At 72.2% G+C, this 19090-nt stretch carries 19 protein-coding genes; 11 read left to right on the top strand and 8 right to left on the bottom strand.

All coding sequences use genetic code 11. From position 1 onward, the window contains the following. Together AB0O28_RS32140 and AB0O28_RS32145 are read right to left on the bottom strand one after the other, a co-directional pair. Positions 1 to 681: a DNA alkylation repair protein gene (locus AB0O28_RS32140; protein WP_363646323.1), complete on the bottom strand. Its 681-nt coding sequence runs from the start codon at positions 679 to 681 to the stop codon at positions 1 to 3. Then, positions 678 to 1349 carry a TetR/AcrR family transcriptional regulator gene (locus AB0O28_RS32145; RefSeq protein ID WP_363646324.1) on the bottom strand — a complete coding sequence of 224 codons (672 nt, stop codon included), beginning with the start codon at positions 1347 to 1349 and terminating at the stop codon, positions 678 to 680. The genes AB0O28_RS32140 and AB0O28_RS32145 overlap by 4 nt, the downstream gene beginning before the upstream one ends. A gap of 95 nt (positions 1350 to 1444) precedes the next feature. Here AB0O28_RS32145 and AB0O28_RS32150 point away from each other — a divergent pair, with 95 nt between their 5' ends. From AB0O28_RS32150 to AB0O28_RS32160, 3 genes are all read left to right on the top strand, one after another. After that, positions 1445 to 2821, top strand: a complete 1377-nt coding sequence (locus AB0O28_RS32150) for an alkaline phosphatase D family protein (RefSeq protein WP_363646325.1) — start codon at positions 1445 to 1447, stop codon at positions 2819 to 2821. Positions 2822 to 2918: 97 nt separating this feature from the next. Then, positions 2919 to 4406 (top strand): glycoside hydrolase family 3 N-terminal domain-containing protein, encoded by a 1488-nt coding sequence (locus AB0O28_RS32155; protein ID WP_363646326.1) that lies wholly within the window; start codon positions 2919 to 2921, stop codon positions 4404 to 4406. Between the two features lie 46 nt (positions 4407 to 4452). Beyond that, positions 4453 to 5289: a hypothetical protein gene (locus AB0O28_RS32160; RefSeq protein ID WP_363646327.1), complete on the top strand. Its 837-nt coding sequence runs from the start codon at positions 4453 to 4455 to the stop codon at positions 5287 to 5289. A gap of 4 nt (positions 5290 to 5293) precedes the next feature. Here AB0O28_RS32160 and AB0O28_RS32165 read toward each other — a convergent pair whose 3' ends face one another. Then, positions 5294 to 6055, bottom strand: a complete 762-nt coding sequence (locus AB0O28_RS32165; protein WP_363646328.1) for an SDR family oxidoreductase — start codon at positions 6053 to 6055, stop codon at positions 5294 to 5296. A gap of 453 nt (positions 6056 to 6508) precedes the next feature. On the opposite strand from AB0O28_RS32165, the gene AB0O28_RS32170 reads away from it, so the two are divergent. The 3 genes from AB0O28_RS32170 to AB0O28_RS32180 all read left to right on the top strand — a co-directional run bounded on the left by AB0O28_RS32170 (position 6509) and on the right by AB0O28_RS32180 (position 8863). Continuing rightward, entirely contained in the window at positions 6509 to 7261 is a 753-nt protein-coding gene (locus AB0O28_RS32170; RefSeq protein ID WP_363646329.1) for a GntR family transcriptional regulator, read from the top strand. Between the two features lie 216 nt (positions 7262 to 7477). Continuing rightward, positions 7478 to 8116 carry an N-acetyltransferase gene (locus AB0O28_RS32175; protein ID WP_363646330.1) on the top strand — a complete coding sequence of 213 codons (639 nt, stop codon included), beginning with the start codon at positions 7478 to 7480 and terminating at the stop codon, positions 8114 to 8116. Between the two features lie 66 nt (positions 8117 to 8182). Then, a complete protein-coding gene (locus AB0O28_RS32180; RefSeq protein ID WP_363646331.1) occupies positions 8183 to 8863 on the top strand; it encodes a copper homeostasis protein CutC in 681 nt (226 codons plus the stop codon). Positions 8864 to 8869: 6 nt separating this feature from the next. On the opposite strand, the gene AB0O28_RS32185 is transcribed toward AB0O28_RS32180, so the two are convergent. The 3 genes from AB0O28_RS32185 to AB0O28_RS32195 all read right to left on the bottom strand — a co-directional run bounded on the left by AB0O28_RS32185 (position 8870) and on the right by AB0O28_RS32195 (position 13169). Continuing rightward, complete coding sequence (locus AB0O28_RS32185; protein ID WP_363646332.1) at positions 8870 to 10453, bottom strand: FAD-dependent oxidoreductase; 1584 nt, start codon at positions 10451 to 10453, stop codon at positions 8870 to 8872. 82 nt (positions 10454 to 10535) lie between these two features. Continuing rightward, the gene (locus AB0O28_RS32190) at positions 10536 to 11714 is read right to left on the bottom strand and encodes an aldolase (protein WP_363646333.1); all 1179 of its coding nucleotides are present in this window, start codon (positions 11712 to 11714) and stop codon (positions 10536 to 10538) included. 105 nt (positions 11715 to 11819) lie between these two features. Beyond that, entirely contained in the window at positions 11820 to 13169 is a 1350-nt protein-coding gene (locus tag AB0O28_RS32195) for an FAD-dependent oxidoreductase (RefSeq protein ID WP_363646334.1), read from the bottom strand. A 217-nt stretch (positions 13170 to 13386) separates the two neighbouring features. On the opposite strand from AB0O28_RS32195, the gene AB0O28_RS32200 reads away from it, so the two are divergent. Together AB0O28_RS32200 and AB0O28_RS32205 are read left to right on the top strand one after the other, a co-directional pair. Then, a complete protein-coding gene (locus tag AB0O28_RS32200) occupies positions 13387 to 13917 on the top strand; it encodes a hypothetical protein (RefSeq protein WP_363646335.1) in 531 nt (176 codons plus the stop codon). A gap of 197 nt (positions 13918 to 14114) precedes the next feature. Beyond that, positions 14115 to 15857 carry a proline--tRNA ligase gene (locus tag AB0O28_RS32205; protein WP_363646336.1) on the top strand — a complete coding sequence of 581 codons (1743 nt, stop codon included), beginning with the start codon at positions 14115 to 14117 and terminating at the stop codon, positions 15855 to 15857. A gap of 126 nt (positions 15858 to 15983) precedes the next feature. On the opposite strand, the gene AB0O28_RS32210 is transcribed toward AB0O28_RS32205, so the two are convergent. Both AB0O28_RS32210 and AB0O28_RS32215 read right to left on the bottom strand, forming a co-directional pair. After that, the gene (locus tag AB0O28_RS32210) at positions 15984 to 16571 is read right to left on the bottom strand and encodes a ferritin-like domain-containing protein (RefSeq protein WP_363646337.1); all 588 of its coding nucleotides are present in this window, start codon (positions 16569 to 16571) and stop codon (positions 15984 to 15986) included. After that, positions 16564 to 17076: a hypothetical protein gene (locus tag AB0O28_RS32215; RefSeq protein WP_363646338.1), complete on the bottom strand. Its 513-nt coding sequence runs from the start codon at positions 17074 to 17076 to the stop codon at positions 16564 to 16566. The genes AB0O28_RS32210 and AB0O28_RS32215 overlap by 8 nt, the downstream gene beginning before the upstream one ends. A 183-nt stretch (positions 17077 to 17259) precedes the next feature. Here AB0O28_RS32215 and rimP point away from each other — a divergent pair, with 183 nt between their 5' ends. The 3 genes from rimP to AB0O28_RS32230 are packed head-to-tail and all read left to right on the top strand — an operon-like array spanning position 17260 to position 19085. After that, complete coding sequence (rimP, locus tag AB0O28_RS32220; protein WP_363646339.1) at positions 17260 to 17787, top strand: ribosome maturation factor RimP; 528 nt, start codon at positions 17260 to 17262, stop codon at positions 17785 to 17787. 22 nt (positions 17788 to 17809) lie between these two features. After that, complete coding sequence (gene nusA, locus AB0O28_RS32225) at positions 17810 to 18799, top strand: transcription termination factor NusA (protein ID WP_363646340.1); 990 nt, start codon at positions 17810 to 17812, stop codon at positions 18797 to 18799. Continuing rightward, positions 18783 to 19085: a YlxR family protein gene (locus AB0O28_RS32230; RefSeq protein WP_363646341.1), complete on the top strand. Its 303-nt coding sequence runs from the start codon at positions 18783 to 18785 to the stop codon at positions 19083 to 19085. The genes nusA and AB0O28_RS32230 overlap by 17 nt, the downstream gene beginning before the upstream one ends. Positions 19086 to 19090 lie beyond the last annotated feature (5 nt).

Raw genomic sequence — 19090 nt, forward strand, 5'->3', positions numbered from 1 at the left:
TCAGGCGTCAGGGACGTTGCGCAGCGCCTCGCGGCGGCTCAGCCCGCTGATGCCCTGGTGCTTCACGTAGCGGAGCACCTCCTGCGGGTTGGTCTTGGCGTACTCCCGCAGCGCCCAGCCGATCGCCTTACGGGCGAAGAAGTCGGTGTCCGACAGGCTCGGCTCGATGCAGGCGTAGAGCAGGTGGGCGTCGGTCCGCTCCTTGAAGGAGTTCTGGCACAGGATGGCGGTGCGCCGCTTCCACAGGTCGGTGTCGTGCGCCCATTCCAGCACCAGACGGCGCATGCTCTCGGGGTACAGCCGCAGCAGCGTGCCGATCCGGTGCACGGCGATGTCGTCCACCAGGTCCCACCAGGCGCCGGTCACGACCATCTCCTCGTACATGGGGATGGTGTAGAGCGTCTGCCAGGACCGGTAGAAGCGGTGGGCGGACAGCTCGATGGCGGCGTAGCGCTCCTCGCGGTACTCCGCCTCGCGCCACAGCGCGAGCACCGCCCTGCGCCACTCGGGGGCGCTGTCCAGCCGGTGCTCGGCGAAGACCTTGCGCAGCGCGGCCCGCCGGGGCACGGCCGTCACTCCCAGGAACGGCATCTCCGACTTCATGTACGACCGCATGGAGGCGGCGCGGGCGGGGTCGGCGGCCTCGGTCAGTGCGAGCCGTACGGCCTTGAGTAGCGTCATGACGGCTGACTCGTCCGTTCGCCGGTCGCCAGGCCGTCGAAGAGCAGCTTGACGAAGTGGTCCGCGAGCGCGTCCGTGTCGAGCCTGCCGTCGGGCCGGAACCAGCGCACGGTCACCCAGATCGTGTCGCGGATCATCCGGTAGGTCAGCTTTGGATCGACGTCGGGACGGAACTGCCCGGCGGCCTGGCCGCTCCTGATCTGCTCCACCCACATGCGCTCGACCTCGTCCTCGGCCCGCACCAGGTAGTCGAAACGGTCGCCGGGCAGCGAGCGCAGGTAGTTCCAGTCGTTCTGCATGACCGTGATGGCCGCGCGGTGGTCCTCCAGCGTGCCGAAGCCGATGCGGACCATCTCCGCCAGGACCGAGCGCGGGTCGGCGTGTGTGCCGAGGGCCGCGCGGTAGCGGGTGATCAGATCCTCGAGGAAGGTGCGCAGCACCTCGTCGACGATCGTCTCCTTGGAGTCGAAGTGGTGGTAGAGGCTGCCGGACAGGATGCCGGCCTCCAGCGCGATCTCCCGCACCGTGGTGGCCTGGAAGCCCTTGCGCGCGAACAACTCGGCGGCGAGTTTGACGAGGTGGTCGCGCCGTTCGGACGCCGAGCCGGCCGCCCCTCGCTTCGCCTTGACCGGCGCGGCCGTGCCGCCGGAGTCCTTACGCTGGTTCACGGCTCCCATTATGACGGTCAAGCAAGAGCTTGTTCACATTCTCGCCTCGCCCGACCTCCCCGCATGGGAGGGATCTGTAGGGCAGGATCGAACCCATGGCGAAAATGGGGTATCCGTTCACCTTGGGGGTGGCGTCAGGAGAGCCGTTATCCGACGGCGTGATCCTGTGGACCCGTCTGGCCCCCGAGCCGCTGCATCCGACACAGCCGGGCGGCATGCCCAACCGGGCGATGACCGTGCGATGGGAGCTCGCCGAGGACGAGGCGTTCAAAAAGGTCGTCCAGTCGGGCACCGCGCCCGCGCAGCCGGACTGGGCGCACAGCGTGCACGTACGGGTGACCGGGCTGCGGCCCGCGGCCGACTATTTCTACCGCTTCTCCGTCGAGGGTCACGTCAGCCCGGTGGGCCGCACCAGGACGGCGCCCGGCCCGGATTCGACCGCCCCCGTGCGGTTCTGCTTCGTCTCCTGCCAGCGCTACGAGCACGGCTACTTCACCGCGCTGCGCCACCTCGCGGGAGAGCGGCCCGACCTCGTCCTCCACCTCGGCGACTACATCTACGAGTACGGCAAGCCGAAGAACCCCAAGCCGGGCCGCTGGGTGCGCCCGCTCGAGTCGACGGCCGAGTGCACCACGCTCGGCGCCTACCGCGACCGATACGCCCGCTACAAGATGGACCCCGACCTGCAGGCCGCACACGCCGCCGCGCCGTGGGTCGCGATCCCCGACGACCACGAGGTCCGCGACAACTGGGCGGGCGCGCTGCCCGGTGACGGCGGCAGCCCCGCCGCCTTCCTCAAGCGCAGGGCCGCCGCGTTCAAGGCCTACTACGAGCACCAGCCGCTGCGCGTGCACCCGTCCGGGGCGGTCCTGCAGAACTACCGCCGGCGGCCGTACGGCCGGGTGGCCGACTTCCTGCTCGCCGACACGCGGCAGTACCGCGAGGGGCGCGACATGCTCGGCGCCGAGCAGGAGAAGTGGCTGACGGACCGGCTGCGCGGATCGACCGCCCGGTGGAAGGTGCTCGCGCAGGCGGTGTTCTTCTCCCAGCGGAAGTTCCCGCTCGAACCCGTCAGCGCCGATGCCTGGGACGGCTATCCCGCGTCGCGCTCCCGGGTCCTCGCCGCCGCCCCCGACGGGCTGGTCGTGCTGAGCGGTGACGTGCACAGCGCGTACGCGAGCGACGTGCGCGCCGACTGGGCGGATCCGGCCTCCCGCGCCCTCGGGGTCGAGTTCGTCGGGCCGTCGGTGACGAGCATGCCGGGCATCACCGACGCGAGCGCGATCCTGGAGCTGAACCCGCACATCGCGTTCTTCGACAGCCGTCACGGCTACGTGTCCTGTGTGGCCGACATGGAGAACTTCCGCGCGGAGTATCGCGCCGTCGCCTTCGTGGACCGTCCCGGCGCGCCGATCACCACGATCGCCGGCTTCGAGGTGAAGGAGAACCGGCTGCGCCCCGTCGATCTGTGACCGGACGCGCCCGACATCCCAGGCCTGCCCTCTAGCAAATAGGAAACTTTCCTATTAAATTGCGGGGCATGCCTGAGCGATGCCTTGCGGGCGCAGCATGAAGCGAAGCCCCGACCTGCTCCGTCTGGCCGACACGGTCCTGCTGCCCGGCTTCACCGGGACCGCCGCCCCCGACTGGGTGCGGCGGCGGCTCGCCGGCGGGCTCGCCGGTGTGGTGCTGTTCTCCCGGAACGTCGACACCCCGGCCCAGCTCGCCGCGCTCACCTCGGCCCTGCGCGCGGAGAATCCCGAGATCCTGATCGGCGTCGACGAGGAGGCGGGGGAGGTGACGAGGCTCGAGGCCCGCACGGGCAGCTCCCGGCCGGGCAACTACGCTCTGGGCGTCGTGGACGACGTGGAGCTGACCGAGCGGGTGGCCGGCGACATCGGGCGGGACCTGCGGGCGGCCGGGGTGAACATCGACTTCGCCCCGGCCGCCGACGTCAACTCCAACCCGGACAACCCGGTCATCGGCCTGCGGTCGTTCGGCGCCGACCCGCTGCTCGTCGCGCGGCACACGGCCGCCTGGATCCGCGGGCTGCAGTCCGCCGGAGTGGCGGCCTGTGCCAAGCACTTCCCCGGGCACGGCGACACGTCGGTCGACTCCCACCACGGTGTCCCGCGCGTCACGGCCTCCCGCGAGGAGCTGGCCGAGATCGAGCTGTGGCCGTTCCGGGTCGCGATCGACGAGGGCGTGCGCTCGATCATGACCGGCCACCTGCTGGTCACGGCGTACGACGAGGAGCTGCCGGCGACGCTCAGCCCGCGCATCCTCACCGGCCTGCTGCGGGAGGAGCTGGGCTTCGAGGGCCTGATCGTGACCGACGGCATCGAGATGGCCGCCGTCTCCGGCCGGTACGGCCTGGGCGGCGCGAGCGCGATGGCCGTGGCGGCGGGGGCCGACGCGGTCTGCGTGGGCGGGGAGAACGCCGACGAGGCGACCCACGAGCACATCCGCGACGCCGTCGCGGACGCGGTGACCGAGGGCAGGCTGTCGGAGGAGCGGCTCGCCGACGCCGCGGCGCGGGTGCGCGCCCTGGCCGCCTGGCAGGCGCGGGTCCCGCCCCCCGACGACCGCCGGGACGAGATCGGGCTCGTCGCCGCCCGCCGGGCCGTACGGGTGACCCGGCGCGGGGCGCGTGACGTGCTGCCGCTGACCGCCGCCCCGCACGTGGTGGAGCTGGCGCCGGAGACCAACCTCGCGATCGACAAGGGCATGCCGTGGGGCGCGGGCGAGCCGCTGAGCAAGCTGCTGCCGGGCACCACCGTCGCCCGGTTGCGGCAGGGCGACGTCCACAACGGCGTCGCCGGCGCGATGCTGAGCCAGGCCGCCGACCGGCCCCTCGTCGTCGTGGTGCGGGACGCTCACCGCCACCCCTGGCAGACGGACCTGCTGGAGCGCCTGCTGGCCGCCCGGCCGGACGGCGTGGTGGTCGAGATGGGACTGCCGGGCCGTACGGACCTGGGGGCGGTCCACATCGCCACGCACGGCGCCGCCAGGGTCTGCGGACAGGCGGCGGCCGAGGTGCTGGCCGGTCTCGCCTGACGCTGCCCATAGCATTGGTCACTGCTGACATGCGGATGGGAGCGTCATGAAGGTCGCCTACGTCACCACGGACCATTCGGCCGCCGAGCACGATGACGAGCGGGAGATCGCTCTCGCCGCCTGGCTCGGGGCCGGCATCGAGGGCTCGCCGGTGAACTGGCGCGACCCTCGCGTCGACTGGTCGGAGTTCGACGCGGCGGTCGTCCGCTCTCCTTGGGACTACATCGACCACCGCGACGAGTTCGTCGCGTGGGCCCACCGGGTGGAGTCGGCGACACGGCTGTTCAACCCGGCGTCGGTGATCGAGTGGAACACCGACAAGACCTATCTGCGCACGCTCGGCGTGCCCACCGTCCCGACGCACTGGCTCGTCCAGGGCGCCGAACCCGGTAGGGACCTGCCCGAATGGGACGAGTACGTGGTCAAGCCCGCCGTCTCCGCGGGGGCCCGCGACACGATCCGCACCGCGGACCGGGACGCCGCCGCGGCCCACGCGGCGGCGCTGCTCGCCGAGGGCCGCACGGTCATGGTCCAGCCGTACATCCCGTCCGTCGAGCAGGAGGGTGAGCTGTCGCTGCTGTACTTCGGCGGGCGGTTCAGCCACGCCGTACGGCGGCACCCGATGCTCAGCGGCGTGGCGGAGACCCGGGAGAACCGCGCCACGCTGCGCGACCCGGACGACGACCAGTTCGCCCTCGCCGAGCGGATCCTGGCCGCCGCGCCGCCGGACCTGCTGTACGCCCGGGTGGACCTGGTGCGGATGCCGGACGGCGAGCCGGTCCTGATCGAGCTGGAGCTCACCGAGCCCTACCTGTTCCTGCGGGACGAGCTGGCCGCGCCGGACCTGTTCGCCGAGACCCTCGCCGAGATGCTCAAGGGCTGAGCGCCTATCCGTGGGTGGAGATCCCGCCGTCGACGGGGATGACCGCGCCGGTCAGGTACGACCCGGCGCGTGAGGCGAGGAAGATTGCCGCGCCCGCCATGTCGTCGGGCCTGCCGATCCGGCCCAGCGGGACGTTGCTCTCGATCGCGCCGCGCATCTGGGGGTCGTCGAGCGCGAAGGCCATCATCTTCGACTCGAACGGCCCGGGCGCGATCGCGTTGACCGTGATCGATTCCCGGGCGAGCTGGTGGGCCAGGTGCCGGGTCAGCATGTGGACGCCCGCCTTGGCCGCGGAGTAGGCGTAGTTCTCCATGAACGGCACCCGGAGCCCGTCGATCGAGCCGATGTTGATCACTCGTGCCGGATCGTCGGGCGACGCCGCGGCGCGCAGCAGCGGCAGGAGGCGGCGGGTGAGGAAGAAGACACCCTTGACGTTGATGTCCCAGAGCTTGTCGAAGGCGTGCTCCGGATACTCCGCCAGCGGCGCCCCCCAGCTCGCCCCCGCGTTGTTGACGAGCACGTCGAGCCGGCTCTCCCGCTCCGACACCGCCCGCGCCAGCGTCTCGACGCCGTCGGGGGTGGACAGGTCCGCCTGTACGGCGTGGCAGCCCAGCTCGGCGGCGGTGGCCTGCAGCTCGTCCTTCTTCCGCGAGGAGATGTAGACGACGGCGCCCGCGTCGAGGAATCCCCGCGCGATCATCTTCCCGATGCCCCGGGACCCGCCCGTGACCACGACCGTCTTGCCTTCCACCGAGAACAGAGTCATGCGGGCAGCATACCGACCGGTCGGTTCCGCGTCAGGCCTAACGGTGGCGCGTCCTGGCGGGCGTGGGGGACCCGCCAGGACGCGCTCCGCCCCGGCGCGAGACCTCGACCCCGGCGAGGGTTGGGGTCGAGACCTCGTTTATTCGCACGGAGTCCATGGGGAGCGGTCGTTCTCGACCGGCCGCTCCGGCGTGCGGTGGTACCGCGTGCTCGGGCATGTCACGCCGTTCCCGCACAAGGCGGTCATGTCGGTGGATACCGACAGCTCTGACATGTCGTTCCCGTCGCTCTGATAGGTCTGGCTGGGAGATGGGGCCTCAGGCCCACCTCCATTGGATGGATTTGTACCAACGTTTGGATAATGCGCGGCTGGGTGGGCTCAGGTCAAGGGGTTGTTTCCCGCTAGACCGAGATCCTCTAGATTTGTTGGAACAAAAGGGTGGATTGAGGAAAGATGGCACGATCGTCGCTCTACCAGCAGGTGGCCGCAGAGGTACGCAGGGCCATCTATGCGGGCGAACTCGCGCCGGGCGACCAGATTCCGACCGAGGCCGACCTCATGGAGGCGCACGGCGTCAGCCGCAACACCGTACGGCTGGCGCTGGGCGAGCTGGAGAACGAGGGCCTCATCCTGCGGATGCGCCGGCGTGGAACGTTCGTACGCGAGCGCCGCCCCCTCCTCATGCGCCCTCAGGACGAGTTCCTCCCGTACGACCAGGAGGAGCCGCGGTTCGACACGTTCGTCCACGCGGTCCGCTCCGAGGGCCGTACGGCGGACCAGCGGATCGAGGTCTCGATCGTCGAGCCGCCCGAGGACGTGGCCACCCGCCTCGCCCTGTCCGACGGCGCCCTGGCCGTCGTGCGCCGCCGCCTGCGCTTCGTGGACGGCCAGCCGTACAACACGCTGGACTCGTACTTCCCCCTGGAGATCGTGGGGGACTCCGAGATCGCCCGGCCCGGCGACATCATCCGCGGGGCCAACCGGGTGCTGGAGGAGCTGGGGCATCTCCAGGTCCGCGTGATCGACGACCTCTCGGCCCGCATGCCGACCTCCGACGAGTCGTCACGACTCCAGCTGGAGCCCGGCACTCCCGTCGTCGTCCACACCCGGGTCGGTTACGACGCCGACGACACGCCCGTCCGCGTCGCCGTCTCCGTGCTGCCCGCGGACAAGCATCTGATCCGATACGAGCTGGAACGCCATTGACGAGGCCAGGACGCCCCCTGGCCTGAGCGGGCGTCCCCGGCCGCCGGGCCCTCCTCCGGAGGGCCGTTTCCGCGATTCCCATCCCGGCCCCGGCAGAGGGCCCCGCCGGACCCGCGCGCCCTAGTGGGGCCCGCCGTCTCCGGACGGGCGCTGTACGGCATCGCGCCGTCACTCACAGTAATCGAATCGCCGCCGTCGGCACGAAAGGAATCAGGCATGCCCGCGAACACCCTGGATCTTGTTACGGAACTCACGCTGCGTCGCGCGACCCCGGCCGACCTGCGGGGCGTCCTCACCCTGCTGGCGCGTACCGCCGGGTGGCTGAACGGCCTCGGCGTACGGCAGTGGCCCGCCGGGGGTTTCCCGGCCGAGCGCATCGAACCGCTCATCGACGAGGGGGTCATGTACGTCCTGGACGCCGGCGACCAGGTGCCGGCCGCCACGATCGCCGTCGACGGCCAGGCCGACCCGGAGTTCTGGACTCCCGCCGACCGGCCCGGCGACGCGCTCTACGTCCACAAGCTCGCCGTGAGCAGAACCTACTCCGGGCAGGGCCTGGGGGAGACGCTGCTCGACTGGGCCGCGCTGCGGGCCGCCGTCCACGGCCGGCCGTACCTGCGGCTGGACTGCGCCAAGGACAACGCCCGGCTGCAGTCGTACTACCGGAAGGCGGGCTTCCGGCACGTGCGCACCGTCGACCTGCCGCACCGCGCCTCCGGCGCGTTGTTCGAGCGGGACGCCAGTGCCGCGATCCCGGCCGCGGCGGCCGGACCCCGCATGCCGGCGGTGCCGGCCCCACGCTCCGAACATGCCGCCCACGCGTGGAGGGTTCTTGACAACACCGCGCACAACTAGTTGAACGAGGGCTGAACAGGGCGGATGCCGTCAGGTGCCGCAAAGGGACCGGATACTGTTCACATCATGACGGGATCCCTCCTTGAAGTGATCGCGCTCGACCTGCGTGACGCCGCTGCCGCCGAGGAGGGCGGGGCCGACCGCCTGGAGATCGTGTCCGATATGGACTCGGGCGGGCTCACCCCCTCGGCGGACCTCGTCGCGGCGATCGCGCGTGAGTGCGGGCTGCCCCAGATGGTCATGCTCCGCTGCAACTCCGGGTTCACGGTGACGCCGGAGGAGCTCGATCGGCTGCGCGCTCACGTCAAGGAGCTCGCCGAGGCCGGCGCGGCGGGCTTCGTCTTCGGCTTCCTGACCGGGGACGGGTCGGTCGACAGGGAGTCGACGGACGCGCTGATCCACGCCGTCTCGCCGCTGCCCTGGACCTTCCACCGTGCCGTGGACCACGCCGCCGACGTACGGGCCGCCTGGCGTGCCGTACGGCTGCTGCCGAACCTGGCGACCGTCCTCACGTCCGGCGTGCCCGAGGGCGTCGGCAGCGGCCTCGGCGTGTTACGCGCACGGGCGGAGGCGGGGGACGCCTCGCTCGTGCTCGCCGGCGGCGGCCTGCGCGAGGAGCACGTCCCGGTGCTGCTCGACTACGGCGTCCGCGCCTTCCACGTCGGCAGCGCCGTGCGGGGCTCGTGGCGGGAGCCGGTCGACCCGGACCGGGTCAGGCGCTGGCGCCGCACCGTGGACCGGTTCTGACGCTCTTCACGCGCGGCGGCGGGCGACGAGGACGGCGTCGCGGATCGTGACGTCGTGCCCATCCGGGTCCACCCCGGTGCGCGACCGGGTCTCGGCGGTCACGACCTCCCACTCGACAGGATCCAGCGAGGCCGCGATCTCCTCGGCGGTGAACATCATCTGCGGGAAGTGCGCCCGGCGAGCCGTGGTCAGCAGGTCGGACGGGTGGTGCCCGACGATCAGCAGGGTCCCGCCCGGGGCCACCGCGGCGGCCAGCCGGGCGTACAGCGCCCGCCTGGCCTCGGCCGGCAGGTGCATGTACTGCGCCGAGACCAGGTCGTAGGCGCCCTCGGGAAGAGCGTGATCGCGCAGGTCGGCCTTGAGCCACTCGACGCGGTCCGCGACGTCCGCGCCGGCGTCGGCGGCGTGCGCGGCGGCCCGCTCCAGCGCCGTGGCGGAGATGTCCGTCGCGGTCACCCGCCAGCCCCGCGCCGCGAGCCAGACGGCGTCGGCCCCCTCGCCGCTGCCGACGTCGAGCGCCCGGCCCGGGGGCAGCTCCGCGGCCTCGGCGACGAGCTGCGGGTTGGGCCTGCCGCTCCAGATCGCCGGCCGGGAGCGGTAGCGCTCCTCCCAGGCGGCCTCCTCGAACATCGTGCGCACCTGGTGGCGGTAGGCGTCGACGGCCTGTTCGGTGTCCTCGGCGACGAGATCCCTGTTGATCGCCGCACCCGCGGCGAGACCGGCCGCCGCGGCCGTGATCAGCTGGGCGAACACGTCCGTCACGTTACCCGCCACCCACACGCCGGGCACGGCCGTCGCTCCGGCGGGTTCCGCGGCGATCCGGGTGCCCACCACCTGGCCGCGGGCCTCCGCCTCGACCGGCTTGAGCCCGAGCGGCTCCAGCACGCCGGCCCGGGCGGCGAGCCGCGGCGCGACGACGACCGCGTCGAGCGCGACGACATCGCCCGAGGCCAGCCGCACGCCGGTGAGCGCGTCGCCCGTCACCTCGATCCCCGTGACCGGGCCGTGGGCGACGGCGATCCGGCGCGCGGCGAGCCGCTCGGCCTCCTCCTCCGACGGCGCGGGGCGGTGGTGGGTCAGGAGCACCACGTTCTCGCTCCACTGCCGCCACAGGAGGGCGTGTTCGACGGCGAGCGGCTCGGTGGCCAGCACGCCGATCCGCCGGTCGCGGACCTCCCAGCCGTGGCAGTACGGGCAGTGCAGCACGTCGCGGCCCCACCGCTCGGCCAGTCCCGGCACGTCCGGCTTCTCGTCCGCGGTGCCGGTGGCCACCAGCAGCCGGCGGGCCCGGACGGCGCGCCCGTCGTCCAGCGTCACGAGGAAGCCGTCGTCCTCCCGCGCGGCGGCCTCGGCCCGTCCGCTGACGACCTCGCCGCCGTACCGGGCGAGCTCCTCGCGCCCGGCCGCCAGCAGTTCGGCGGGCGGCGTGCCCTCCCGGGCGAGGTAGTTGTGCACGTGCCCCGCCCGCGCGTTGCGCGGCTCTCCCGCGTCCACCACCAGCACCGACCGCCGGGCCCGCGCCAGTGCCAGGGCGCCGCTGAGCCCGGCGGCGCCGCCGCCCACGACGACCGCGTCGTACTTGTCGTTCACCTGTGCCTCCTGTGTCGACTTGTGCGTAACAGTGCGGCACGTCCCGCGAACGTGGCAAGAAATGTTGCGGATATGGCAAATCTCAGCAGAGAGCCCGGTCGGCCCGGGCCAGCGCGGCGGCCAGCGTCCTGATCGTCGCGGGCTCGTCCAGCTCGCCCCCCGAGGCCGCGCGCCGTTCCTGCCAGGCACGCACCCGGTCGGCGTACTTCTCGTAGCAGGCGAGATGGAACGCGTATACCGTCGTGAAGCGGCTGACGAGATGCGAGGGGTGCATGTCCCAGCCCTGGTAGAAGCCGTGCGCCAGCGAGTGCGACACCAGCGCCGAGTGCCTGCGCAGCAGGGCGTGCACGTCGGCCGCCGAGTCCGAGGCCGGGGCCGCGGCCAGGGAGCCGTCCGACAGCTCCACCCCCGTCCCCGACAGCGCCGTCTGCATGACGTGCCGCGCGTGGTCGCAGGCCGGATGGTCGAGCCGCTGCTCTTCCGGCGGCAGCCCGAGCGCGGCCGTGTAGTCGAACACCCCGAAGTGGGCGGCCGACAGCCGCCCGCCCAGCGAGGGCACCAGGTCGGCCGAGCGCTGGAGCATGAGCACGGTCTGCGGGGCCTCCACCTGCATCTCGAAGCGCAGCGTTCCCGCGGGCAGCCGCAGCGCCCGCTCCAGCGCCTCCAGGCAACCGGCGAACTGGCGCAGGTAGTCCTCCATCAGGACCTTGGGGAACGTCACCGTGAACCCGTCGGGAAGCCCGCCGGCCCGCCGTACGACCTCGGTCAGGAACCCGTCGAGCGTGCGCACCGAACGGTGCGGGTCGCCGTCGGCGAAGGACTTCACCCGCAGCCCCCACCTTCGGGGCAGCGTGCCCGCCTCGTGCATCGCGGCCACGGCCGCCGCCGCCGACTCGGCGTGCCGGTCCTCCTCCTCCGAGGAGCGCACGCCGTAGCCGTCCTCGAAGTCGATCCGCAGATCCTCGATGGGCTCGGCGTGCAGCTTCCTGCGTACGCGGTCGTGCACGGGCGAGGCCAGGTCGGGCTCGAGCCCGAACAGCGCGGCCAGTTCGGCGGGGGTGAACAGGAGCCGGTGGAGGAGATCGGTGGCGGCGTGCCGCCACCGCTGGACGATCTCCGCCGTCACCCGGTCCGCGGGCACGTACACCGTGTGCACCGGCTGCCACGCGGGTTCCCGTACGGGGAACCGGGCGAGCTGCTCGCGATGGGTGCCGGCGAAGCCGTCGAGCAGCCCGTCCGGGCCGGCCAGCGTCGTCTCCATGGGGTGATCCTCGCAGACGCCCCGCCACGAACACGTCATCACTCAGCGTCGCAGGACGGCGCGCGCTACCATCGGCCGGCGCACTGGTCCTGACCGGGACGCCCGTCAGGAAGCGCCCCCCGGCCGGGCGACCCGGCCGCACGCGCCCAGCATCGCGTCCCTGCCCACCAGCTTCACCCGCTCGCCCCTGCTGAGGCTGCCCGCCAGCGCGGTCTCCGCGGCCTCGATCGCGAGCCAGTCCTCGTACGTCACCGGGCTCAGCCCGCGCGCGGCGAGTAGATCGTCCAGCCGGGCGGTCGCCGTCCCCGGCACCGCCTCGGCGAGCAGCGTGCGCGCGGTCTCCGCGGCGTCGGACTTGTTGGTCCCGATCACGCCCGTCGGCCCCCGCTTGAGCCAGCCCGCGACGTACTGCCGGTCCGCCGCCCTGCCGGCGACGTTCGGCACCGTCATCGACCTCGGATCGAACGGCACCCCGGGCAGCGCCACGCTCTGGTAGCCCACCGAGCGCATCACCATGTCCGCCGGGATCGTCTCGAAATCGCCCGTCCCGACGACCCGCCCGTCCTCCAGCCGGGTCCGCTCAAGACGTACGCCCTCCACCCGGGACACGCCGAGGATCTCCGCCGGGCGCAGCCAGAAGCGCACCTCCAGGCGGCGGGGCCGGTCGGCCGGCTTGCGCTCCGACCACGAGCGCAGCACGTCCACGTTGCCCCGCACCTGCCGCGACAGGGTGGTCAGGTCGGAGACCGCGACCTCGTCGGGGAAGGTGAGGACGTCGGCGTTAAGCAGCTCGCCGAGCTCGCGCAGCTCCTTCAGGGTGAACTTCGCGTGCTCGGGGCCGCGCCGGCCGACCATGTGGATCCGCTTCACCTTCGAGGCGGCGAGCCGGTCGAGCACCTCCTCGGGCACGTCGGTGCCGCGCAGCTCGTCGGCCGTCTTGGCCATGATCCGGACCACGTCCACGGCGACGTTGCCGACGCCGATGACGACGACCTCCTCGGCGTCGAGGGAGAAGGCGTCCGGCGGGACGTCGGGATGGCCGCAGTACCAGTTGACGAAGTCGGTCGCCGCCACGCTGCCCGGCAGGTCCTCGCCCGGGACGCCGAGATGCCTGTCGACCATCGCGCCGGTGCAGTAGACGACGGCGTCGTAACACGACAGCAGATCGTCCACCGAGAGGTCCGCGCCCAGCTCGACGCCGCCCAGGAAGCGGACTCCGGGGGTCTCCAGCACCCGTCGAAGGTAACCGGCGATCGACTTGATCGATGTGTGGTCGGGCGCCACGCCGTACCGGACGAGCCCGTACGGCGTCGGCAGGCGTTCGAGGACGTCCACCTCGACGGGGTCGTGCGACTGCTTGACCAGCGCCTCGGCCGTGTAGATACCGGCCGGGCCCGAACCGACGATCGCGACGCGCAGTGTCACCATGGCCTCCAGGCAGCGGAGCGTCCGCATCGTGTCCGCGGACACTCCCTACCAGTGATTCTTTATCACCGCCGGTGGCCCTGCCAGGGGAACGCCGTGCCGTGGACCGGATTGTCATCCGGGTTGTGATGTTTCGCGGGGTTGCGGCGACCCGGCGGCCACGATCAGAGTGATGCCCGTGGGCTCTGGGGCTAAAAGACGGGGAAACCCGCGGACGAGAAGGCCGGGCGGTGGCACCCTCCCTGACATGAGGGGACTCCGCGGGGGGCGGGACGAGTCCGGGGCCTCACCGGCCACGGCGTACGGCCCGCAGAACGGTCAAGACGGCGGCGGCGCGCCGCCGCCGCACGGCTCCGGGCCGGACGGGCTCAGGTACGAGGCGCTGGGGCGGGTCATGGCCGCCCTGTCGAGCGAGGCCGAGACGCTGGAGGCGTGCCGCGACCTCACGTGGTGGCGGGGCACCGACCGCTCCTGGCACATCGAGTGGCGCGACGGCCCGTACGCCGCCGAGGTGGCGGCGCTGCTCCTGGAGCGGATCGGCGAGCCGGGGCCGGACGCCGCGCCGGCGGCGCCCGCGGGCCCGGCGACCGCGTCGACGGCGATGCTGAACGTGATGGGCGTCACCTTCGTGCTGCGGGCCATCGACCCGGTCGGCATGGACCGGCTGCGGACGAGGGCCGGCCTGTGGCGGATGGCCGCGGCGCTCGACGGCCCGGCCGGCCCCGTCGGCACGGGCGGGCGGTCCCGCCGGCACTGGGAGGAACTGCTCGGCGGCTGACCTCCGGCCGTCCCGCGCGGCGCGTACGTGACGGCGTCGCTTACGGGGAGGCGACGGGTGTCCCGAGTCGATAGCCTTGGAAGCACATCGTCTTCGTCTCGTCTCTCAGATCGTCTCCCAGGGGCCGCGAGGAGATCCTCATCGCGGGACCCCGGGGAGACGCTGCGGACGAGGCCTCTCACGAGCAAGGAGTAGCCGTGCTGCTGCGTATGTCGACCCTGTTCCTGCGCACCCTGCGTGAGGATCCGGCGGACGCGGAAGTGCCGAGCCACAAGCTGCTCGTCCGCGCCGGCTACATCCGCCGGGTCGCCCCCGGCATCTACTCCTGGCTGCCGCTCGGCAAGATCGTGCTGGAGAACGTCGCGCGGGTCGTGCGCGAGGAGATGGACCGGATGGGCGCGCAGGAGGTGCTGTTCCCCGCGCTGCTGCCCCGGGACTTCTACGAGCCCACCGGCCGCTGGACCGAGTACGGCGACACGCTGTTCCGGCTCAAGGACCGCAAGGGCGCCGACTATCTTCTCGGGCCGACCCACGAGGAGATGTTCACCGACATGGTGAAGGGGGAGTACTCCTCCTACAAGGACTATCCCGTCACGCTGTACCAGATCCAGACGAAGTACCGCGACGAGGCCCGGCCCCGGGCCGGCATCCTGCGGGGCCGCGAGTTCGTCATGAAGGACTCCTACTCCTTCGACCTCGACGACGACGGCCTGAAGCGGTCCTACGAGATGCACCGCGAGGCGTACATCCGCATCTTCGGGCGCCTCGGCATCGACTACAAGATCTGCTTCGCGATGTCGGGCGCGATGGGCGGGTCGGCCTCCGAGGAGTTCCTCGCCCCCTGCCCGACCGGTGAGGACACGTTCGTGGCCTGCCACAACTGCGGCTACGCGGCGAACGCCGAGGCCGTCGTCACGCCCGCGCCGCCCGCCGTCACCGCCGAGCAGCCGCCCATGAGGGTGCTCGACACGCCCGACACCCCGACGATCGAGTCGCTGGTGACGTACGTCAACGAGCGGCACGGCCTCGGCATCACCGCCGCCGACACGCTGAAGAACCTCGTCGTCAAGGTGCGCACGCCCGGGTCCGACGAGGTCAAGACCGTGATCGTCGGCGTGCCCGGCGACCGCGAGGTCGACTTCAAGCGGCTGGAGGCGGCGCTCGCGCCCGGCGTGCCGGAGATCTTCGAGGCCGAGGACTTCGCCCGCCATCCCGGCCTGGTGCGCGGCTACATCGGCCCGCAGGTGCTCAGGGACCTGGGCATCACCTACCTGGTCGACCCGCGTGTGGTGGACGGCTCGGCCTGGGTGACGGGCGCCAACGAGCCGGGCAAGCACGCCGCGCACGTGGTCGCGGGCCGCGACTTCCAGCCCGACGGCACGATCGAGGCCGCCGAGGTGCGGGCGGGCGACTCCTGCCCCCGCTGCGCGCACCCGCTGTCCATCGACCGGGGCATCGAGATCGGCCACATCTTCCAGCTCGGCCGCAAGTACGCCGACGCCGCCCAGCTCGACGCGCTCGGGCCCGACGGCAAGCCCATCCGCATCACCATGGGCTCGTACGGCGTCGGGGTGTCCCGGGCGGTGGCCGTGCTCGCCGAGCAGCGCCACGACGAGTTGGGCCTGGTGTGGCCCAGGGAGGTGGCGCCCGCCGACGTGCACGTCGTCGGCACCGGCAAGGAGAACCAGATCGAGGTCGCCGGCACGCTCGCCGAGGCCCTGGAGGGGCGAGGGCTTCGGGTGCTCGTGGACGACCGTCCGGGGGTGTCGCCCGGCGTCAAGTTCAAGGACTCCGAGCTGCTGGGCATGCCCACCGTCCTGATCGTCGGCCGGGGCCTGGCCAACGGCGTGGTCGAGCTGCGCGACCGGGTCGCCGGGACCAAGGAGGAGATCCCGCTGGACGAGGCTGTCGAGCGCGTCCTCGCCGCCTGCCGGGTCTGATCACCGGACACCCTGATCACCGACAGCCTGCGCCGCCGTCCCCCAGGGGGCGGCGGCGCCGCCTTTCGCACGAGCCGCTTCCTGTGCGGGAGCCGCTCATGGCCGTGGGCCCGTGGCCCGCGCCGTCTACTGGCCGTCCGGCGCGGACGGCTCCGGCTGGGCCTCCTGCCCGGGCGCCTCTGCGGACCCCGCAGGTCCTGAGGAGGCCGCCGACGGGGACCCGGCCCCCGGATCGGGGACGGCGACGTCGAAGTCGGCACCGCTCGCGTCCATGCCGGGGAACGCCGCGATCCGCGGCTGCCAGCCGTACGCCCGGGTCGCGCACTCCTGCGCGGCCAGCGCGGCGATCCGCCGCAGCGCCGGGTCACGGTCGGCCGCGAGCTCCAGGTAGGCGGTGGTGACCCGCTGCTCCACGAGCACGGCCAGGCGCACCGCGTCGGCGGTTTCGCGCACCTCGAAGGGCAGGCGATAGGTGGGGCCGGGCTCGGCGGGCCTGCCGCCCCGCTCGGCGATGAGCGCGCGAAGCTGGTCGCGCCGTGCCCGGTGCGCGTCGAACCCCGCCGTGGCGCGCCTCAGCAGCGCGCCGCTCGTCCTCCCGCCGATCACTCCGTACGCGTACACGGCGGCGTGCTCGGCGGACAGGGCCCGGCCGAGCGCGTCGACGACCGGAGCGCGGGCGGGCTCGGTCGCGTTCTCGGTCGCGCTTTCAGCCACGCACCCTCCCCAGGGCGACGACGTGAACGGCCTCGCAGGCGCCGATGCTCGCCAGAAGCTGGGAGAGCGCGGGGGAGGCGGCCGCCATCTGCCCCGGTCGCGCCGACGCCGCGCGCCGCTCGGCGTCCCTGAGCGCCCCGACCGAGACCGCGGTCGGCCCTTCCGACGGTGACGCGCCGGACGCCGGCGCCGGCGGCGAGACCGGAGGTGCGGGGCTGGAGGAGGCCGGCCCCTGGCCGCTTCCGGGAGGCAGGAGCGCGCGCAGAGCCTGGAGATGGGCCGTGTGGCGCTGCCGGAACGGCTCCAGGTCGGCGGCACGGTCCGGCAGGGCGGCGACGGCCCGCCCGTACAGCGACACCAGCTGCTCCTTGTTCGCGATCAGCGAGGTGAGCAGCACGGTCTGGGGATCCGGTGCGGCCGGTGCGGCCGGTTTCCGCGGGCTCGAGGAACAGCCCGCCGCCAGACCGGCCACGGCGGCGGAGCCCAGCAACGCACGTCTCGTCACTCGTGCCCCGCCGCTGTGTCTCACGACACAGCATCGTACGGCGCGGCGCCCACTGGTCATCGCCCGTGACCATGATGATCGTGTACGTGTCGGATCGCCGCTCGGGTGTGGCGCTGTTTCCACCTCCCGGTGTCGATAGGCTGTTGGCACATCGGGCTAGTTACACGTCATTGGGAGGTCTGCATGGGCAGCGACGCTCGACGCGGCCGCCTGGTTGAGCTGCTCGGCCCGGTGGTCGCCGCCGAGGGCTTCGACCTGGAGGACGTGACGGTCACACCGGCGGGCCGCCGGCGGCTGGTGCGCGTCGTGGTGGACCGGGACGGCGGCGTGAGCCTGGACGACGTGGCCGACGTGAGCCAGTCCGTCTCCAAGCGGCTGGACGAGGCTGACGTCCTCGGCGGCAGCCCGTACGTCCTCGAGGTCACCTCTCCCGGAGTCGACAGGCCGCTCACGGAGCCGCGCCACTGGCGCCGGGCGCGTGGCCGGCTGGTGAAGGCGGAGCTGGGCGACGGCACCTCCGTGGAGGGCCGGGTGACCGAGGCCGACGAGACCGGCGTGGAGCTGGACGGCGCGCGCCGCATCGCCTATGGCGAGCTGGTGCGCGGCCGGGTGCAGGTCGAGTTCAACCGGCGCGACGCCGGGCTCGACGACGAACTTGATGAGGACCTCGATGTCGACGAAGACATCGACGACGCCGACGACGAGGGCTAGGGGGAGCCTTGTGGACATTGACATGAGCGTCCTGCGCAGCCTGGAGCGGGAGAAGGACATCTCCTTCGACCTGGTCGTCAAGGCGATCGAGGACGCGTTGCTGATCGCGTACTTCCGCACGGAGGGCGCGGCGCAGAAGGCGCGTGCCGAGCTGGACCGCGACACGGGCCACGTGATCATCTGGGCCGCCGAGCTGGACGAGAACGGCGACGTCGTGCGTGAGTACGACGACACTCCGTCCAACTTCAGCCGGATCGCCGCCACCACGGCCAAGCAGGTGATCCTCCAGCAGCTTCGCGACGCCGAGGACGAGATCAACTTCGGCGAGTTCGCCAGCCGCGAGGGCGAGCTGGTCGCGGGCGTCATCCAGCAGGGCAAGGACCCGCGGGTGGTGCTGGTCGACCTCGGCAAGATCGAGGCGATCCTGCCGCACAACGAGCAGGTCCCGGGTGAGGAGTACGCGCACGGCGAGCGCATCCGCTGCTACGTCGTGCAGGTGAAGAAGGGCCCGAAGGGGCCGTCGGTGACCCTCTCGCGCACGCACCCCAACCTCGTGAAGAAGCTCTTCGCGCTGGAGGTGCCGGAGATCGCCGACGGCACGGTGGAGATCGCGGCCATCGCCCGTGAGGCCGGCCACCGCACCAAGATCGCGGTGAGGTCGCGCAAGCCCGGGGTCAACGCCAAGGGCGCCTGCATCGGCCCGATGGGCTCGCGCGTGCGCAACGTCATGACGGAGTTGCACGGCGAGAAGATCGACATCATCGACTGGTCGGAGGATCCGGCCGAGTTTGTCGGGAATGCCCTCTCGCCCGCGCGTGTTTCCCGTGTCGAGGTGGTCGACGCCGACAACCGCACCGCGCGTGTCATCGTGCCCGACTACCAGTTGTCCCTGGCGATCGGCAAGGAGGGGCAGAACGCCCGCCTCGCCAACCGTCTGACGGGCTGGCGGATCGACATCCGGCCCGACACCGAGCAGGCACCTGCTGATCCCGCTGATGCGTCGGCGAGGTAAGCTGGAATATGGTTACCAGGCAGCCCCGCTGAGAACGTGTGTGGGCTGCCGGGTTCGCACGGTAAAGTCCGAGTTGCTCCGCCTGGTCGTGGTCGAGGGAGTAATCGTCCCCGACCTGCGAGGACGGCTCCCGGGACGCGGTGCCTCACTGCATCCGTCCCCGCGCTGTCTGGAGCTCGCCGAGCGTCGCCGGGCGTTCCCACGCGCGTTCCGCGCGGAGGGATCGCTTGACACGTCGCTCTTGCAAGCTCACTTGGAGGGGTTGACTCCGGAGCGGTCCGGGTGAATGGT

This window comes from Microbispora sp. NPDC088329 (genome assembly GCF_040685655.1).
In the GTDB taxonomy this organism is placed as follows: domain Bacteria; phylum Actinomycetota; class Actinomycetes; order Streptosporangiales; family Streptosporangiaceae; genus Microbispora.

What these genes read in the sequence shown, in the direction of transcription:
- AB0O28_RS32170 (WP_363646329.1), top strand. Translation starts at nt 6,509, where the DNA reads ATGGCACGATCGTCGCTCTACCAGCAGGTGGCCGCAGAGGTACGCAGG.
- AB0O28_RS32160 (WP_363646327.1), top strand. Translation starts at nt 4,453, where the DNA reads ATGAAGGTCGCCTACGTCACCACGGACCATTCGGCCGCCGAGCACGAT.
- AB0O28_RS32175 (WP_363646330.1), top strand. Translation starts at nt 7,478, where the DNA reads ATGCCCGCGAACACCCTGGATCTTGTTACGGAACTCACGCTGCGTCGC.
- AB0O28_RS32200 (WP_363646335.1), top strand. Translation starts at nt 13,387, where the DNA reads ATGAGGGGACTCCGCGGGGGGCGGGACGAGTCCGGGGCCTCACCGGCC.
- rimP (WP_363646339.1), top strand. Translation starts at nt 17,260, where the DNA reads ATGGGCAGCGACGCTCGACGCGGCCGCCTGGTTGAGCTGCTCGGCCCG.
- AB0O28_RS32155 (WP_363646326.1), top strand. Translation starts at nt 2,919, where the DNA reads ATGAAGCGAAGCCCCGACCTGCTCCGTCTGGCCGACACGGTCCTGCTG.
- AB0O28_RS32140 (WP_363646323.1), bottom strand. Translation starts at nt 681, where the DNA reads ATGACGCTACTCAAGGCCGTACGGCTCGCACTGACCGAGGCCGCCGAC.
- AB0O28_RS32180 (WP_363646331.1), top strand. Translation starts at nt 8,183, where the DNA reads ATGACGGGATCCCTCCTTGAAGTGATCGCGCTCGACCTGCGTGACGCC.
- AB0O28_RS32230 (WP_363646341.1), top strand. Translation starts at nt 18,783, where the DNA reads ATGCGTCGGCGAGGTAAGCTGGAATATGGTTACCAGGCAGCCCCGCTG.
- AB0O28_RS32190 (WP_363646333.1), bottom strand. Translation starts at nt 11,714, where the DNA reads ATGGAGACGACGCTGGCCGGCCCGGACGGGCTGCTCGACGGCTTCGCC.
- AB0O28_RS32165 (WP_363646328.1), bottom strand. Translation starts at nt 6,055, where the DNA reads ATGACTCTGTTCTCGGTGGAAGGCAAGACGGTCGTGGTCACGGGCGGG.
- AB0O28_RS32150 (WP_363646325.1), top strand. Translation starts at nt 1,445, where the DNA reads ATGGCGAAAATGGGGTATCCGTTCACCTTGGGGGTGGCGTCAGGAGAG.
- nusA (WP_363646340.1), top strand. Translation starts at nt 17,810, where the DNA reads ATGAGCGTCCTGCGCAGCCTGGAGCGGGAGAAGGACATCTCCTTCGAC.
- AB0O28_RS32195 (WP_363646334.1), bottom strand. Translation starts at nt 13,169, where the DNA reads ATGCGGACGCTCCGCTGCCTGGAGGCCATGGTGACACTGCGCGTCGCG.